Here is a 16,197-nt window from a genome sequence, read left to right as displayed (position 1 = left end):
AGGACGGATACCGCCATGCCGCGTCCCACTGCTGCACAGCTCTCCTACGGATCGGTCACCGTCGTCTTCTCGACGCTCGCCATGCTGCTGCTGTCCCGAACGAGTTCGGGCGTCGGCATCGCCGTCATCGGAACGGCGGCGATGGCGCTCGGCCTGTTGGTGGCCGTCACCGTACCCCTGCCGCTACGCACGAAAACGCGGAAGGCGGCGAGGACGGCAACCGGGGTTCGTACGAACCCTGCCGTCCCCACCGCCACTTCAGCCGCGTCCACAGGCGATGCCGTCACCGACGACATCGCCCGGGCCAGAATCCCGGCCGTCCACACCTCCGAGCGCGTGGGCGAGCACTCCCTGCGCCGTTGATCGGGCACCTGCCTACGCGGTCGAAACCACCACCGTCTTGGCCGCCTTGTCGTGCAGTCCCTGCCGGTACGGCTTGTCCGTGAACATCAGCACGATGTTGATCAGCCACCACAGGCACGGGCAGCACAGCAGAGCCGGCAGCCACAGCACCACGGCCCGCAGGAACGAGGCACTGGTGTCCGGCACCCGGCCGTCGTTGAGCATCGCGACCCGCAGCTTGAGCAGCCGCTTCCCGATCGTGCGGCCGTCCTTGTGCGTGAAGTACGTGTCGTACGCGACGTAGATCACGAGTGCGATCAGCGACCAGACCAGCTGATGCCCGTTGTACGTCTGGGTGAACACGTCCCCGGCGCTTTCGCCGTTGCCGTTGTTGTCCGACATGTCGACCGCGCCGCCGAACGGCAGCGAGATCAGATACAGCGGGATCGAGATGATCAGGAAGTCGATCAGCCGGGCCAGAATCCGCTTCCCCGGCTCGGCGAGCGGAGGCATCCCCGCCAGCGGGTCGGTGCCGCCGTACGGGCCGCCGCCGTAGGCATGCGGATCGTACGGGGGAGGCGGCGGAGGCGGAGGCGGCGGCTGAGAACGGTCGTAGGGCGAGCCCGCCCCCGGACCACCCGCGCCGGAACCCGGCCCTGAGCCCGACCCGGATCCCGCCCCGGCCCCGGGACCCGGCTGCGACCCGGCCCCGGACCCCGACGGCGGTGTCGGGGGCTCCTGCGGCTTCTTGAGGAACGGGTCGTCCTCGGGTGGCTGGCCGGGCGTCGGCTGATCGTTGCTCATGGGGGCAGTGCATCCCGGACCGGGGGTCCCCGCAACGGCTCAGGTGCGTTCGGGGGAACCCGGCACCGCGCGACGGCCCGTCACCCGACGAGCCGTCAGTACGCGGCGGTCAGCCCGCCACGAAGGTATGGGCGGCCTTGTCGTGCCAGCACTGCCGCCACGGGCGGTCGAACAGACACCACACCACGTTGACCACACCGATCACCAGGATGCCGAGCACACCGTAGACCAGCCATCGGCGCAGCGCCGCCCCGAAGCCGGGCGCACTGTGGGACTCGATGTCCCGCACCTCGAGCCCGCAGAGCTTCTTGCCGAGTGTGCGGCCCCACTTCGCGGTCGGCAACGCCTCCAGCAGCACACCGAGCACGAGGAAAGCCGCGAGCGCCCCGCCGAACAGGACGGACGTGGTGGAGTCCACGAGCCAGACGGTGACCGTCTCGCCCGACAGCTTCGCCGCGTCGATCTTCTCCTCGATGTGATCCATCGCCTGTGTCACAAGGGGGAACGCGATCACGCCGGCGAGCGCGCCCAGCACGACCGTGTCGACGAGCCGGGCGGCGAACCGCTTGCCGAGCCCGGCGGGGCGGGCCGCCGCCTGGGCCTGGGCGAGCTGCTGGAAGTGGTCGTTGACCGGGGGCTTCCAGGGCACGACGGGCTGGTCCGGCTGAGCCGGCTGGGGACCGCGGAACTGCGGCTGCCGCTGTTGCTGCTGGGGCGGAAGTTGCTGCTGCTGTTGCTGGGGGGCGGCGAGCTGATGGACCTGCTGCGCCCAGGAGGCAGCACCGCCGCCAGGTCCCGGAGTGAGCGGATTGTTGAGCTCCGCGGGTGCGGGAGCCGGGCCAGGTGCGGGTGTGGGCCCGGGTGCCGGGGCGGGCGCGGAGGCCTGCGGGGTGCTGCCGGGAGCGACCGCACGGATCGACATCGTCCCGCCGCCCGGCTCCTGTTCGGCCTTGTGGGACCGGCCCATGGCGCGGATCTCGACCGTGCCGTCGGCAGGCGGACGCCCCGCCTCGCCGGACCCGGCGCCGGTCCCGCTCCCCGTTCCGCCGGCGCCACCGCCGCGGCCCGGCCGGTTGACCCGGATCGCCACGGTGCTCTCGGGGACGGGGCTGTTGCCGTCCCGCATGCCCGGCAGCGCGCCGCCGGTGGGGTCCTGCGAGCCGGGCCCCCGCGGATCCGTGGGAACCCGGTCCGCAGGGGAGTTGCCGCCCGGGGCACGGTCGCCGGGCGTCCGGTCGGCAGGGCCGCGCCCCGCCGGCGTACGCGGATCCTGAGGCGCGGCCGCGCCCTGCTCCCCCGGCCCGCCGGTCTCGCCGGGCTGCCCGGTGCCACCCCAGGACACCCGCCGGTCGCGCTCGCCGCCGAAGCCGGTCTGCCGGGAGGCGTCGGCCTGCCAGGCGGATGCGGGTTCGGGGCGGTCGGGGCCGAGCGGCTCCTCGTCCAGGAACACCGGACCGGTTTCGTCCACCGGCATGTGGGCCGGGCCGGACGGCTGCAAGGGTGCCGGGCCCGGTACCGACGGCCGCTGTGGTTCGGGGTCCGCTCCAGCAGGCGTCCCGGGCGCCGACTCGCCCTGCAGAGGCGCAGGACGGCTGGTACCGGGCACCCACGAAGCGCCGTTCCAGTACCGGACATATCCGGGAATGGACGGGTCGGGGTAATACCCCTCGCGGGGCCTGTCGTCACCGGGTGCCGGGGTTGGGGCGCTCATCACCGTGGTCCCGTATCTCTTCGAAGCTTCAAGTCGACGGACCACATCTACCAGACAGCCGCGTACCCCCGTGCCAGTCCCGGTGTTTGGGCCACTTTCCGGTCGCCGTGAAGTTTTTCCCGGAAGTCGCGTAATAGGTGGCGGGGAGGGCGCTCTCTCCATGTGCGGGCCGGTCAGGGGACCGGTTCACAGGCACCGAAAGGACGCACCTCATGCACACCGTTGTGGAACGCGAGCTCGAGCTCAAGCTGGTCCTGTCGCCGGAGCGCAGCATCCCCGTGCCTGCCCGGCTGACCTACCGCACGGAGGACCCGTATGCCGTGCACATCACCTTTCACATCGGCTCGGACTTCCCCGTGCACTGGACGTTCGCCCGCGAACTGCTGGTCGAGGGCGTGTTCCGGCCGTGCGGGAACGGCGACGTACGGATCTGGCCGACCAAGATCGAGCGGCGCAGCGTCATCTGCGTGGCGCTGACCTCGCCCGACGGCGACGCGCTGCTCGAGGCACCGTCCGGGGCCGTGGCCGCCTGGGTGGAGCGGACGCTGCGCCTGGTGCCGCCCGGCACCGAGACCAAGCGGCTCGGTATCGACGCCGGGATCGCCGAACTGCTCGCACCGCTGCCGGCCGACGACCTCTGGCTGAGCGACCCGTGGCCGTCGGACGGGTCCGCGGACGGCGAGTTCTGATGCGCAGCCTCTCGGGGAGGCCGCAAGGCTTGTCGAGGGGATCAGAAGACCTTGCCGGGGTTGAGCAGCCCCAGCGGGTCGAACGCAGCCTTGATGCCTCGGTGCATCTCGACGCTCACCTCGCCGAGTTCGCGGGCCAGCCATTCCTTCTTCAGGAGGCCGACGCCGTGCTCGCCGGTGATGGTGCCGCCGAGTTCCAGGCCGAGCGCCATGATCTCGTCGAAGGACTCGCGGGCCCGCCGGGACTCGTCGGCGTCGGTGTGGTCGAAGCAGACGACGGGGTGGGTGTTGCCGTCGCCGGCGTGGGCGCAGACGCCGATGGTGAGGTCGTACTTCTCCGCGATGGCCGCCGTCCCCTCGATCATGGCGCCGAGCTTGGAGCGCGGTACGCACACGTCGTCGATCATCGTGGCGGACTTGACCGTCTCCAGGGCGGTCAGCGACATCCGGCGGGCCTGGAGGAGAAGTTCGGACTCGGCGGCGTCGGCCGCGGGGACCACCTCGGTGGCGCCCGCGGCGTCGCACAGTTCGGCGACGGCGGTCAGGTCGGCCGTGGGGTCCGGGGTGTCGAAGGCGGCGAGCAGGAGCGCCTCGGTGGAGTCGGGGAGGCCCATGTGGCCCATCTTGTTGACGGCGCGCACCGTCGTCCGGTCCATCAGTTCGAGGAGTGAGGGAGTGTGACCGCGCTCCATGATCCGGCAGACGGCGTCGCAGGCGGCCGCCGCGGACGGGAACTCGGCGGCGAGGACGAGCTGCTGCGGCGGCTGCGGCTTCAGCGCGAGTACGGCGCCGACGACGATGCCCAGGCTGCCCTCCGAGCCGACGAAGAGCCGAGTGAGGTCGTATCCGGCGACACCCTTGGCCGTGCGGCGCCCGGTCGTCAGAAGCCGCCCGTCGGCGAGGACGATCTCCAGGCCGATCACGTACTCGGCGGTGACCCCGTACTTCACACAGCACAGCCCGCCGGACGCGGTGCCGATGTTGCCGCCGATGGTGCACATCTCCCAACTGGACGGGTCCGGCGGGTAGTACAGCCCGTGTTCGTTCACCGCGCGGGACAGCACGGCATTGATGACACCGGGCTCCACGACGGCGATCCGGTCGACGGGGTCGATCTCCAGGATCCGGTCCATCTTCACCAGCGACAGCACGATGCAGCCGTCGGAGGCGTTGGCCGCGCCCGACAGACCGGTACGGGCCCCCTGCGGGACGACCGGGACACGCAGGGCGGTCGCGGTCCGCATGACGTGCTGGACCTGTTCGACGGTGCGCGGCAGCACCACCACGGCCGGTGCCCCCGCGTCGCAGAAGCTCGCCATGTCGTGGGCGTACGAGGCGGTGATGTCCGGGTCGGTGATCAAGGCCTCGGCAGGAAGGCCTGCGCTCAGTCGTTCGAGAAGATCGTCCATGATCCAAGCGTGACACCCGGGGCCAGTGGTGTGAACCCGTCTGCGGCAGCGTTCGCAAGGTGCGGTGTGCTCTTCGTACTGACGCAGAGTGATCGGCATGGACGTCACGCCGCAGCAGCCTCCGGAACCCCCGCACTCGGACCACTCCGATCCGGACCATCTGGATCGCCCGCCCCCCACCTCGCAGCCCGCCCAGCCCTGCGACGTGCCGCCGGAGACGCTGCCGACACCCGATTACGAACCGCCCTTCGGCCTCGACCCGGACCCGTCGACGGATCTGCCGCCCGTCTCGTTGCACACGACGCTGCGCAGGGCGGCGTTCGGCATGGTCGCGGCTGCCGTGCTGGTGACGGGTGCGGTCGTGGCCGTACCGGACGACGGCAAGAAGGCCGCGCCACCGTCCGTGCCAGGAGGCGTCTCGCGCGCCCTGGCGGCGGCGAACTCGGGCTCTCCCGCCTCCCTCCCGGATCTGAAGGCGATGATCGGGGACCGGCAGAGCTGGGTGGGCACGCATCCGTCCGACGCGCGGTCGTGGGCGGTGCTCGGGACGGCTTACGTGGAATGGGGGCGGCGTTCCGCGGACGCGGCGTACTACGGGCGGGCCGAGCAGGCGCTGAGGCGCTCCCTGGACGCACAACCGGGCGACCGCGGGAACACGGCGGCCCTGGTGGGGCTGGCGGCACTGGCCAACGCTCGGCACGACTTCGTCACGGCGAAGAAGTGGGGCGAGACGGTACGGGCTCGGCAGCCGAAGGACTGGACGGCGTACCCGGTACTGATCGACGCGTACGACGGGCTCGGTGAGTACACGGCGGCGGGAACGGCGGCGGAGAAGTTCACGGCACTGCGCTCAGGCGTCCCGGCGCTCTCGCGGACGGCGCAGATGTACCGGAACCAGGGCCGTCGCGCGGACGCGCTCGCCACCGCGCAGAACGCGGCGGACCGGGCCACCGCACCCGCCGAGAAGGCGGACTGCCTGCACCGGCTGGGCGAACTGGCCTGGGAGCGGGGCGAGTCCGAGAAGGCGGTGGCCCAGTACAGCGCGGCCCTGCGGACCGACCCGGCCCACCATCCGTCACTCGCCGGCCGGGCACGGGCGCTGGCGGCCCTGGGCCGCACGGACGAGGCGCAGCGCGACTACCGGGCGGCGTTGTCCCGGCTCCCCCGCCCCGAATACATGCTGGAACTGGGCGAGTTGTACGAGTCGCTGGGCCGGGACGACGACTCCCGTAACCAGTACGACCGGCTCCGCAAGAGCCTGGCCCGAGCCGACGGCTACGGAGTCGACGACGCGCTGCTGCTGGGCCGCTTCGAGGCCGATCACGGGAACGCGGCCACGGCGGTGAGACTCCTGAAGACGAAGTGGCAGCGCCGCCATCACAGCGCGGCGGTCGCCGACACGCTGGGCTGGGCGCTGCACCGCTCGGGCGACTCGGCGAGTGCGCTGCAGTACGCGCAGAAGGCGGTGGACACGGGCGGCGGGACGGCGCTGTACGCGTATCACCTGGGCGTGATCGAAGAGAGTCTGAGGGAGTACGCCCCGGCCCGCCGCCACCTGGAGGAGGCGCTGCGGACCAACGCCCAGTTCTCACCGCTGGCCGCCCCCGAGGCCCGGAAGGCCCTGGACGCCCTGAGCCCGCCGTCCGCGACCGGCCCGCGGGACGTACAGCCCACTCCGGGGCCGGATCACATGGCCGCCGGCCCGGACCACGGCACGCATGCTCCGGCCGGGGCAACATCGCCTGCGCCGGGCGGCCACTGACAGGGCGCGCGGCCCGACGCCGTACGCGGGACGGACTCGCCGGGCCGGCGGCGGCGCACATCGATCGCCGGACGGCCCGGCTTCGGACCGTCCGGCGATCTCTCTTCACCGACCGGAACGAGCGGCGACTACCGGTGCAGTGTGGTGCCGTCTGTGACCACCCCGGTCCGCTGGAGGGGGGCGTAGCCCCGTGCGAGCAGTTCGGCCGTGAGGATCAGTGAGTCCCCGTTCCTCTCGCGGGTCGAGTGCTGCCCCCGCTTGGAGGAGATGGTGATGGGCGTGCTGAAGGTGCCGTTCGGTACGAGGTTCACGCTCGGCACGGGGTCGACGACACCGACGAGGGTGCGGCCCGGGCCCGCGGTGAGCTGCAACGGCTTGCCGTTCGCGGTCACCTTGAGGTCGCGCGGATCGAGTGCCCGTCCGCCGGAGAAGACCAGGCGGGCGCCGACGGCGTGATATTCCGGGCCGTCCGCCGGGGCGGTGAAGGTGACGGTGCCGACCGCCGAGTCGTGGTCCACGCCCGCGGAGCGGCAGGCGCGGCCCGGCCGGCAGTCGCCTCCCGGGGTGGTGTCCCTCAGGGTGATACGGCCCGTGGCGAGCCCGTCGACGCCGAAGTCGTAGACGGTGCCGTTCACGGTCAGGTTGTCCACGTACGTGTCGAGCGTGTCACTCACGTTGCCGAGCCTGCCGACGTTCGCGATGACTCCGAACACCCCGTCGCCAGGGGCGTCGCAGGCGGCGACGTAGTCGCTCAGCGGGTGGTCGCTCTGCGCGGGGAACGTCGCCACCGCCTGGGAGGTGCGCCACGGGCTGGACGCGCTGGACGAGAAGTGCTGCCAGATGTCCCGCACCACGCCGGGGCGCCCCTGGGTGTCGGTGTTGTCCTCCGGCCGGAAGCTGAGCGTCGTGAACACACCCTGACACAGCAGTGGGAGCTGGAGGTTCGGCCCGACGTCGACGGCCCCGGGCGGCACGGTGCTCTTCACATAGGTGTCGTACGACAGCTCGGAGGACGCGATGGTGCTCAGCGGGATCATCTGGGGGAAGGGGTGAGCGGCCTGCGACTTCTGACCGGGGCCGATCGCCAGGTGCAGGCTGCCGTTGAACCGGACGGGGTCGGCGAACGGCGAGACCTCCTCGGTCCCCGGGGGGATGTTGACGTTGCCGGGGTCGTCCTCCAGCCGGAACCACGGCCCGTTCGGGCCGAGGTGGACGGCCCGGACCTGCTCCAGGGTGTTCGGTGCCGCCGCGCCGACGGCGGCAGGGGCCAGAAGAGCGAGGGATGCGCCCGTTGCCACAACGGCAGCGGAGACGGACGCGGCAAGACGGTTCATACTGTGGGGCTCCCATCGAAGCCTGCGGCGGTCGGCCACAGGGTCCGCGACAGCGCGCCGCGGCCCCTGATCCGTCCCACCGCGCATCACCTTCGCCGCCCGCGCCCCCCGCCACCTCACTCGATCGGACCGGCCAAGGACCCGATCGGCCTGCGCGCCCCGTGTCGGGCGCACGTGTTCCGGCGCGGAGCAGCACGAAGGGCGGGGCCTCCGCGTTCGCCGAAGGCCCCGCCCTTCACATCCGGGCGTCCCGCTCAGAGGTTGCCGCGCTTCTCCTGCTCGCGCTCGATCGCCTCGAACAGGGCCTTGAAGTTGCCCTTGCCGAAGCCCATCGAACCGTGGCGTTCGATCATCTCGAAGAAGACCGTCGGGCGGTCCTGGACCGGCTTCGTGAAGATCTGCAGCAGGTAGCCGTCCTCGTCGCGGTCGACGAGGATCTTCAGCTCGCGGAGCGTCTCCACCGGGACGCGGGTCTCGCCGGCCCACTCGCCGAGGGTGTCGTAGTACGAGTCGGGGGTGTCCAGGAACTGGACGCCGGCCGCGCGCATCGCACGTACCGAAGCGACGATGTCGTTCGTGGCGAGGGCGATGTGCTGGACGCCCGCACCGCCGTAGAACTCCAGGTACTCGTCGATCTGCGACTTCTTCTTCGCGACCGCCGGTTCGTTGATCGGGAACTTCACCTTCAGGGTGCCGTCGGCGACGACCTTCGACATGAGGGCGGAGTACTCGGTGGCGATGTCGTCGCCCACGAACTCCTTCATGTTGGTGAAGCCCATGACCTTGTTGTAGAAGCCGACCCACTCGTTCATCCGGCCCAGCTCCACATTGCCGACGCAGTGGTCGACGGCCTGGAAGGTGCGCTTGGCCGGCGGCTCGACGATCGGTGCGGCCGCCGCGAAGCCGGGGAGGTACGGACCGTCGTAACCGCTGCGGTCGACGAGCGTGTGGCGGGTCTGGCCGTACGTGGCGATCGCGGCCAGCACGACCGTGCCGTACTCGTCCTTGATCTCGTGCGGCTCGGCGAGACCCAGCGCGCCGTGCTCGACGGCGTACGCGTAGGCCGCCCGCGCGTCCGGGACCTCGATGGCCAGGTCGACCACGCCGTCGCCGTGCTCGGCCACGTGGTCGGCGAGGAAGCGGCCGTGGTCGGTGGACGCCTTGATGACGGAGGTGAATACAAAGCGTGCCGAACCGTTGGTCAGCACGTAACTGGCGGTCTCGCGGCTGCCGTTCTCCGGTCCGGAGTAGGCGACGAGCTTCATGCCGAAGGCGGTCGAGTAGTAGTGCGCGGCCTGCTTGGCATTGCCCACGGCGAAGACGACGGCGTCCATTCCCTTGACCGGGAAGGGATCGGCCTGCCTGGCGGTAACGGGGGCGTTGTGCAGCGTCTCAGTCATGCTCGAAGACTGTCCCCGCGTCGCAAGGTGCGCAATAGTTCGCATATCTACTGAACAATATGTACAGCTGTACGCCGGGACTGGCGGACTATCTGTACAGGGTGACCACAGGGAGTCGCACGTGGCGATCGATCATCTGGACGGGCGACTCATCGTGCTGCTCGCCCGCGAACCGCGGATAGGCGTACTGGAAGCGTCCCGACGCCTCGGGGTGGCCCGCGGGACCGTGCAGGCGCGGCTCGACCGGCTTCAGTCGAATGGCGTCATCCGCGGATTCGGCCCGGACGTCGATCCGGCGGCGCTCGGCTACCCCGTCACCGCCTTCGCCACGCTGGAGATCAAGCAGGGCCAAGGTGCTGATGTACGGGCCCATTTGGACGGCGTCCCCGAAGTGCTGGAGCTGCACACCACGACCGGGCACGGCGACATGCTCTGCCGGCTCGTCGCCCGCTCCAACGCCGACCTTCAGCGGGTGATCGACCGTGTTGTCGGTTTTGATGGCATTGTCCGGGCCTCCACGGCCATCGTCATGGAGAACCCCGTGCCTCTGCGCATCATCCCGCTCGTCCAGCAGGCAGCGGAGGACAGCGACTGAGCCAAGGAGTGGCGTGTGAGCTTCTGGGAGTACCTGGTCAACCGGCACCAGCAGCTGCTCACCGACGCGTACCAGCATGTCAGCGCCGTGTTCCAGTGCATGGTCATCGCCACCGTCCTCGGCATCCTGATCGGGATCGTCACCTACCGCAGCAGCTGGGGCGGCTCACTCGCCATCACCTCGACGGCGGCGATCCTCACCATCCCGTCCCTCGCCGCGATCGGTCTGCTGATCCCGCTCGTCGGGCTGGGGGTCCCGCCCACCGTGATCACGCTGACGCTGTACGGGCTGCTGCCCGTCGTCCGTAACTCCATCGTCGGACTGCGCGGCGTCGATCCGGCCCTCGTCGACGCGGCCAAGGGCATCGGCATGTCGCGGATCGCCCGGCTCTGCAGGGTGGAACTGCCGCTCGCCTGGCCGCCCATCCTCACCGGCATCCGGGTGTCGACGCAGATGCTGATGGGTATCGCCGCCATCGCCGCATACGCCTCCGGCCCCGGCCTCGGCAACGAGATCTTCCGCGGCATCGCCTCGCTGGGCAGCGCCAACGCGATCAACCAGGTCCTCGCCGGCACGCTCGGCATCGTCATCCTCGCCCTGCTCTTCGACGCCGCGTACGTCCTGCTCGGGAGGCTCACCATCCCCAGGGGGATCCGTGCCTGAGACCGCCACGGGGGCCGCCGACAAGCCCACCACCACCTCCGGGGCAACCATCCGGCTGGAGGAACTGACCAAGCGCTATCCAGGCAACCCGAACCCGGCCGTGGACAGTGTCTCCATGGACATCAAGGCCGGCGAGACGGTGATCTTCGTCGGTCCGTCCGGCTGCGGGAAGTCCACCACCCTGAAGATGATCAACCGGCTGATCGAGCCGACGTCCGGCCGGATCAGGATCAACGACGAGGACGTCACCGACATCGACCCGGTGAAGCTGCGCCGCAAGGTCGGGTACGCGATCCAGTCGTCCGGGCTCTTCCCGCACATGACGGTCGCCGAGAACATCGCCCTCGTACCGAAGATGGTCGGCTGGTCGAAGTCGAAGGTGAAGGACCGCGTCGAGGAGATGCTCGACCTGGTCGGGCTGGACCCGCGGGAGTTCCACGGGCGCTACCCGCGCCAGCTGTCCGGCGGCCAGCAGCAGCGGGTGGGTGTGGCGCGGGCGCTGGCCGCCGATCCGCCGGTGCTGCTGATGGACGAGCCGTTCGGGGCCGTCGACCCGATCACCCGCGACCACCTCCAGGACGAGCTGATCCGGCTCCAGCACGAGCTGCACAAGACGATCGTCTTCGTCACCCACGACTTCGACGAGGCGATCAAGCTGGGCGACCGGATCGCCGTGTTGCGGGAGCGTTCGCACATCGCCCAGTTCGACACCCCGGAGGCGATCCTCACCAACCCGACGGACGACTTCGTGTCCGGGTTCGTCGGTGCGGGCGCGGCCCTGAAACGGCTCAACCTCACCCGCGTACGGGAAGTGGAGATCGCCGACTTCCCGACGGTGACGGTCGACGACCCGCTCCAGGAGATCTTCAACAAGCTGCGCTCAGGCCCGCACAACGAGTTGCTGATGCTGGACCGAAGGAACCGTCCGTACAAGTGGCTGCGGCGCGGCGACCTGATGCGGGCCCGTGGCTCGCTGGCGCGTGCCGGGCAGCTGGTCAACGACACGGTGACCCGGGACGGCACACTGCACGACGCGCTGGAGGCCGTGCTCCTCGACAGCGGCGGGCGGGTCGCGGTGACCGGGCGGCGCGGCGAGTTCATCGGCGTCGTCGACATGCAGACCCTGCTGAACTCCGTCCACGAACTCCTGGAGGCCGACCGGCTCACCGCCATGGAGCACCAGCACGACCTGCAGGAGCTGCGCGCCCATCAGACCGAGCGGGACCAGGAGGGCGGTGCAGGCGCATGAACCCCGACCAGCCGGTCCCCCCCGACCAGCCGATTCCCCCCAACGGTTCCATTCCCCCCCTCGTTGCGCCTTCGAAGGCCGGTGAGCAACCGACGCCCGCCCGGCTGCCCGGCGAGCTCGAGGTCAGGGGCCTGCCCTTCCACGACGAGGAGGAGGAACCCGCACCGCCGCCCGCAGGACCGCCGCGCCGGATCACCTGGCGCAAGCTGGTGCTCGTGCCGGCCGCCCTGGCGGTCGTCCTCGTCGCCACCTATCTGTGGATCACCAACATCCCCCTGGACTCGATCGCGAGGAACTCGCTCTCCGGCGGCAATGTGCAGCTGCGCTGGTGGCAGCACGTCGAGCTGACCGCGATCTCCACCTTCTGGGTGCTGATCATCGCCGTACCGCTGGGGATCGCACTCACCCGGCGCAGGCTCCGCAAGGGCGCCCCGCTGGTCACCGCGGTCGCCAACATCGGGCAGGCCACCCCGGCGATCGGGCTGCTGGCGCTGCTGGTGATCTGGCTGGGCATCGGCCCGCGGACGGCGATCATCGGCATGGTGATCTACGCGGTCCTGCCGGTGCTCTCCAATACGGTGGCCGGCCTGAAGGCGATCGAACCGAACCTGGTCGAGGCGTCACGCGGCATCGGCATGTCGGCGATGGGAACGCTCACGAAGGTCGAACTTCCGCTCGCCGTCCCGCTGATCCTGGCAGGCGTGCGCACAGCGCTGGTGCTCAACGTCGGCACGGCGACCCTGGCGACGTTCGGTGGGGGCGGCGGGCTCGGGGACCTGATCACCTCGGGCATCCAGACGCAGCGGATGCCGGTGCTGGTGCTCGGTTCCGTGCTGACGGTGGTGCTGGCGCTGCTGGTGGACTGGCTGGCCTCCCTGGTCGAGGTGGCTCTGACACCACGTGGACTGGAGGTGGGGTGATGCGTACGGCGGGGGCGTCGCGCACATTCCGGGCCGGTCTCATCGGTGCGCTGGTCCTCCCCACCGTGCTCGCGGGCTGCGGTCTCAAGAGCGGTTCGCCGATGGCCGACGACGTCGTGCCGGGCTCCGTCGGCCAGGGCCGTCCGCTGCAAGGCGCCTCACTGACCGTCACCTCGAAGAACTTCAGCGAGAACATCATCCTCGGCCAGATGATCGGCCTGGTCTTCAAGGCCGCGGGTGCCGAGGTCCTGGACCGGACGAACCTGCCCGGGTCGATCAGTGCGCGCGAGGCCATCATCAAGGGCGACGCCGACGCGATGTACGAATACACGGGCACCGCCTGGATCACCTACCTCGGCCATGCGAAGCCGATCACCGACCCGCTGAAGCAGTGGGAGGCGGTCCGGGACGAGGACCGGAAGAACGGGGTGACCTGGCTGCCGCAGTCCACCCTCAACAACACCTACGCCCTGGCCATCAGCAAGAAGAACAACGCGAAGTACCACCTGAGGACGCTCTCCGACGTCGCCGCGCTGGCGAGGAGGAAACCGTCGGCGGTGACGATCTGCGTGGAGAACGAGTTCGCCTCGCGCGACGACGGGCTGCCGGGCATGGAGAAGGCGTACGGGATGTCGATCCCGCCCGGCAACATCAAGAAGATGGACGCCGGGATCATCTACACACAGGTGTCGAAGTCCAACTCCTGCCTGCTGGGCGAGGTGTACACCACGGACGGCCGGATCAAGGCGATGGACCTCGACGTCCTCGTGGACGACAAGCACTTCTTCCCCAACTACAACGCGGCGCCCGTCATCCACACCGCGACCTTCGACAGGTACCCGGAGATCGCAGGCCTGCTGGATCCGGTCAGCAGACGGCTGACCACGGAGGTCGCGCAGGAGCTGAACGCGAAGGTGGACGTGGACGGACAGGACCCGCACATCGTGGCGAAGGACTGGCTGATCCAGGAGGGCTTCATCAAGGACAGCCCTTAGGAGCGCATGCCCGGCGGGAAGTTACAAAGAATCCCTTGCAAAGAAGCGTTGCAAAGAGACCTTTGCATGTCTATGGTCGAAGCATGGCAGCGAACGAAGCCGACGGCGAGAAGCCGCTCGACCCGAACATCCACCGCGTCGACGCCCGCACCCTGCGCGGACTCGCCCATCCCCTGCGGCTCCGCCTGCTCAACACCCTCAGGGAGTTCGGCCCCGCCACCGCGTCGGGACTGGCGGACCGGCTCGGCGAGTCCAGCGGCGCCACCAGCTACCATCTGCGCCAACTGGCCACGTACGGCTTCGTCGAGGACGACCCGACGCTCGGCAAGGGCCGCGAGCGGTGGTGGCGGGCCGTCCACATGGGTACGGCGTTCGACCGGACGGCGGATTTCCTGCGTGACCCGAACCCCGAAGTGCGCGGCGCCATGGGAGTCGTCCTGCACGAGATCGCCGGATCGCACACGCAGGAGCTGAACACCTGGCTCGGCACCATGCACGAGTGGTCCGAGGAGTGGCAGCACTCGTGGGACGTGAGCGACTTCAAGGTGCGGCTCACGCCGGAGCTCTCGCTGGAGCTCGCCGAGAAGATCCACGACCTGGTCGACAGCTACCGGGGCCGGGTCGCCGAGGACACCGAGGGCTCAGCCGTCGTCCGCACCCATCTGCACGTCTTCCCGCGCCCCACCGACTGACCGCACCGCCCGGCCGCGCCGCCTGTCCGCACCGCCCGGCCCCACCGCCTGTCCGCACCGCCCGGTCCACCGCCCGAGAGGACTTCGCCATGCACCCCGACACGCACCTGCCGCTGCACCACCTCCGCTCCGCCGAACTGCAGCGGCGTGCCTCCGAGTTCCGCCTGTGCCGTCAGCCCCGCCGGTCCCCTCGGGAGGCTCTCCGCGTGCGCCTGGGATGGGCCCTGGTCGAGTTGGGTCTGCACGTCCTACCGAACCGCCGCGGTCTGCCCGCCTCCAGCACCCCTCGCACGGCTTAGCCATGGACGGGGGGAACCGCAAACCGCTCGCTGCCCTTCTCGCAGCCAACTCCATATCGACCGCAGGCACTTCGCTCACCCTGATCGGGGTGCCGTGGTTCGTCCTGCAGACCACCGGCAGCGCCGGCCGGGCCGGGGTCGTCGCCTTCTGCGCCACGCTGCCGATCGTCGTCTCCGCAGTGATCGGCGGGCCCGTCATCGACCGCGCAGGACGGCGGCGGGTCTCCGTCGCCTCCGACACGGTGTGCGGTCTCGCCATCGCCGCCGTCCCGCTGCTGCACTACGCGGGAGCACTCGAGTTCTGGATGCTCTGCGCGCTGATGGCACTGAACGGACTCGTCCACACGCCCGGCAACACCGCGCGCTACGTCCTGCTGCCGGATCTCGCCGAACACGCCGGGACCACGATCACCCGCGCCGCCAGCCTCTTCGACGCCACCTCGCGGGGCGCCAGGATGACCGGGGCGGCACTGGCCGGGGTGCTGATCGCGTTCGTGGGCGCGGAGACCGTACTGCTGCTGGACGCCGCGACGTTCGGCGCGTCCGCACTGCTGATAGCGGCAGGCGTGCGAGGGGTACGGTCGGCCGAACCACGCACGTCGGCCGCGCCGGTCTCGCTGCGTACGTACCGCGCCGAACTGCGCGAGGGCTACACCTACTTGTTCGGCAACCGGCTGCTGCTCGCCGTCGTGGTGATGGTGCTCTTCATGAACGGCACCGACCAGGGCTGGAACGCCGTGCTGCTTCCGGTGCACGCCGAGACCGAACTGGGCGGCGCGACGCAACTGGGGCTGCTCACCGCGCTGTTCGGGGCGGGCGGCCTGACGGGCGCGCTGGTGTACGGGGCGGTGGGGCACCGGTTCTCACGGCGGGCCGTGTTCACGGTGTGCGTGGTGCTCTGCGGTGGGCCGAGGTTCATGGTGGCCGCGCTGACGGACACGACGCTGCCGCTCGCCGTGACGATGCTGCTCGGCGGTCTCGCCGGAGGGGTACTGAACCCGATCCTGACCACGGTGATGTACGAACGCGTACCGCAACGGCTCCGCAGCCGCGTCTCCGGGGCGATCACAGCGGGCTGCGAACTCGCTCTGCCGGTGGGCGGGCTGGTGGCGGGGCTGCTGGTCGAGAGCGTGGGTGTGGACGGGGCGCTGCTGGCGCTGGGTGGGGTGTACCTGATGGCGACGGTGAGTCCGATGGTCTTCCCCGTGTGGCGCACGATGGACGGCAGGCCGTCCGAGGGGGCGCGGGGCGGTGCCCCGGCCGCCGAGGTGAAGGCGGACGTTTCACGCGAGTAGGCGGGCGGCCCGTACACCGGCCGGACCGGGCCGGGTCG

At 70.4% G+C, this 16,197-nt stretch carries 15 protein-coding genes; 10 read left to right on the top strand and 5 right to left on the bottom strand.

Annotated features, from left to right (window positions below):
• Positions 1–15: 15 nt before the first annotated feature.
• Positions 16–363 carry a hypothetical protein gene (locus OG963_RS28025; protein WP_030923068.1) on the top strand — a complete coding sequence of 116 codons (348 nt, stop codon included), beginning with the start codon at positions 16–18 and terminating at the stop codon, positions 361–363.
• 12 nt (positions 364–375) lie between these two features.
• Here the strand turns inward: OG963_RS28025 and OG963_RS28020 are convergent, their stop codons facing one another.
• Both OG963_RS28020 and OG963_RS28015 read right to left on the bottom strand, forming a co-directional pair.
• Positions 376–1,146, bottom strand: a complete 771-nt coding sequence (locus OG963_RS28020) for an RDD family protein (RefSeq protein ID WP_371799578.1) — start codon at positions 1,144–1,146, stop codon at positions 376–378.
• 109 nt (positions 1,147–1,255) lie between these two features.
• Positions 1,256–2,857: an RDD family protein gene (locus tag OG963_RS28015; RefSeq protein ID WP_371799577.1), complete on the bottom strand. Its 1,602-nt coding sequence runs from the start codon at positions 2,855–2,857 to the stop codon at positions 1,256–1,258.
• Between the two features lie 212 nt (positions 2,858–3,069).
• Here OG963_RS28015 and OG963_RS28010 point away from each other — a divergent pair, with 212 nt between their 5' ends.
• Positions 3,070–3,546, top strand: coding sequence for an SsgA family sporulation/cell division regulator (locus tag OG963_RS28010; protein ID WP_371799576.1), 477 nt, complete (start codon positions 3,070–3,072; stop codon positions 3,544–3,546).
• 41 nt (positions 3,547–3,587) lie between these two features.
• Here OG963_RS28010 and OG963_RS28005 read toward each other — a convergent pair whose 3' ends face one another.
• Positions 3,588–4,955, bottom strand: a complete 1,368-nt coding sequence (locus tag OG963_RS28005) for an FAD-linked oxidase C-terminal domain-containing protein (protein ID WP_319325152.1) — start codon at positions 4,953–4,955, stop codon at positions 3,588–3,590.
• 97 nt (positions 4,956–5,052) lie between these two features.
• Here OG963_RS28005 and OG963_RS28000 point away from each other — a divergent pair, with 97 nt between their 5' ends.
• Complete coding sequence (locus OG963_RS28000; RefSeq protein ID WP_093930522.1) at positions 5,053–6,717, top strand: tetratricopeptide repeat protein; 1,665 nt, start codon at positions 5,053–5,055, stop codon at positions 6,715–6,717.
• A gap of 128 nt (positions 6,718–6,845) precedes the next feature.
• On the opposite strand, the gene OG963_RS27995 is transcribed toward OG963_RS28000, so the two are convergent.
• Both OG963_RS27995 and hppD read right to left on the bottom strand, forming a co-directional pair.
• On the bottom strand, positions 6,846–8,051 hold the full coding sequence (locus OG963_RS27995) for a hypothetical protein (RefSeq protein ID WP_093776796.1): 1,206 nt from the start codon (positions 8,049–8,051) through the stop codon (positions 6,846–6,848).
• A 254-nt stretch (positions 8,052–8,305) separates the two neighbouring features.
• Positions 8,306–9,451 carry a 4-hydroxyphenylpyruvate dioxygenase gene (gene hppD / locus OG963_RS27990; RefSeq protein WP_093776794.1) on the bottom strand — a complete coding sequence of 382 codons (1,146 nt, stop codon included), beginning with the start codon at positions 9,449–9,451 and terminating at the stop codon, positions 8,306–8,308.
• A gap of 121 nt (positions 9,452–9,572) precedes the next feature.
• Between hppD and OG963_RS27985 the strand changes: the two genes are divergently transcribed.
• The 7 genes from OG963_RS27985 to OG963_RS27955 all read left to right on the top strand — a co-directional run bounded on the left by OG963_RS27985 (position 9,573) and on the right by OG963_RS27955 (position 16,159).
• Positions 9,573–10,046, top strand: coding sequence for an Lrp/AsnC family transcriptional regulator (locus OG963_RS27985; protein WP_030923048.1), 474 nt, complete (start codon positions 9,573–9,575; stop codon positions 10,044–10,046).
• A gap of 15 nt (positions 10,047–10,061) precedes the next feature.
• A complete protein-coding gene (locus OG963_RS27980; RefSeq protein WP_030923046.1) occupies positions 10,062–10,709 on the top strand; it encodes an ABC transporter permease in 648 nt (215 codons plus the stop codon).
• Entirely contained in the window at positions 10,702–11,958 is a 1,257-nt protein-coding gene (locus OG963_RS27975) for an ABC transporter ATP-binding protein (protein ID WP_093776791.1), read from the top strand. The genes OG963_RS27980 and OG963_RS27975 overlap by 8 nt, the downstream gene beginning before the upstream one ends.
• Positions 11,955–12,878: an ABC transporter permease gene (locus OG963_RS27970; protein ID WP_093776789.1), complete on the top strand. Its 924-nt coding sequence runs from the start codon at positions 11,955–11,957 to the stop codon at positions 12,876–12,878. The genes OG963_RS27975 and OG963_RS27970 overlap by 4 nt, the downstream gene beginning before the upstream one ends.
• Positions 12,878–13,873 (top strand): glycine betaine ABC transporter substrate-binding protein, encoded by a 996-nt coding sequence (locus OG963_RS27965; protein WP_093776787.1) that lies wholly within the window; start codon positions 12,878–12,880, stop codon positions 13,871–13,873. The genes OG963_RS27970 and OG963_RS27965 overlap by 1 nt, the downstream gene beginning before the upstream one ends.
• A gap of 83 nt (positions 13,874–13,956) precedes the next feature.
• Positions 13,957–14,565: a winged helix-turn-helix domain-containing protein gene (locus OG963_RS27960; protein WP_030923034.1), complete on the top strand. Its 609-nt coding sequence runs from the start codon at positions 13,957–13,959 to the stop codon at positions 14,563–14,565.
• Positions 14,566–14,866: 301 nt separating this feature from the next.
• A complete protein-coding gene (locus OG963_RS27955) occupies positions 14,867–16,159 on the top strand; it encodes an MFS transporter (RefSeq protein ID WP_093776783.1) in 1,293 nt (430 codons plus the stop codon).
• Positions 16,160–16,197: the final 38 nt, after the last annotated feature.

This window comes from Streptomyces sp. NBC_01707 (genome assembly GCF_041438805.1).
GTDB lineage: Bacteria > Actinomycetota > Actinomycetes > Streptomycetales > Streptomycetaceae > Streptomyces.
This window is presented reverse-complemented; position numbering and strand designations above follow the sequence as displayed.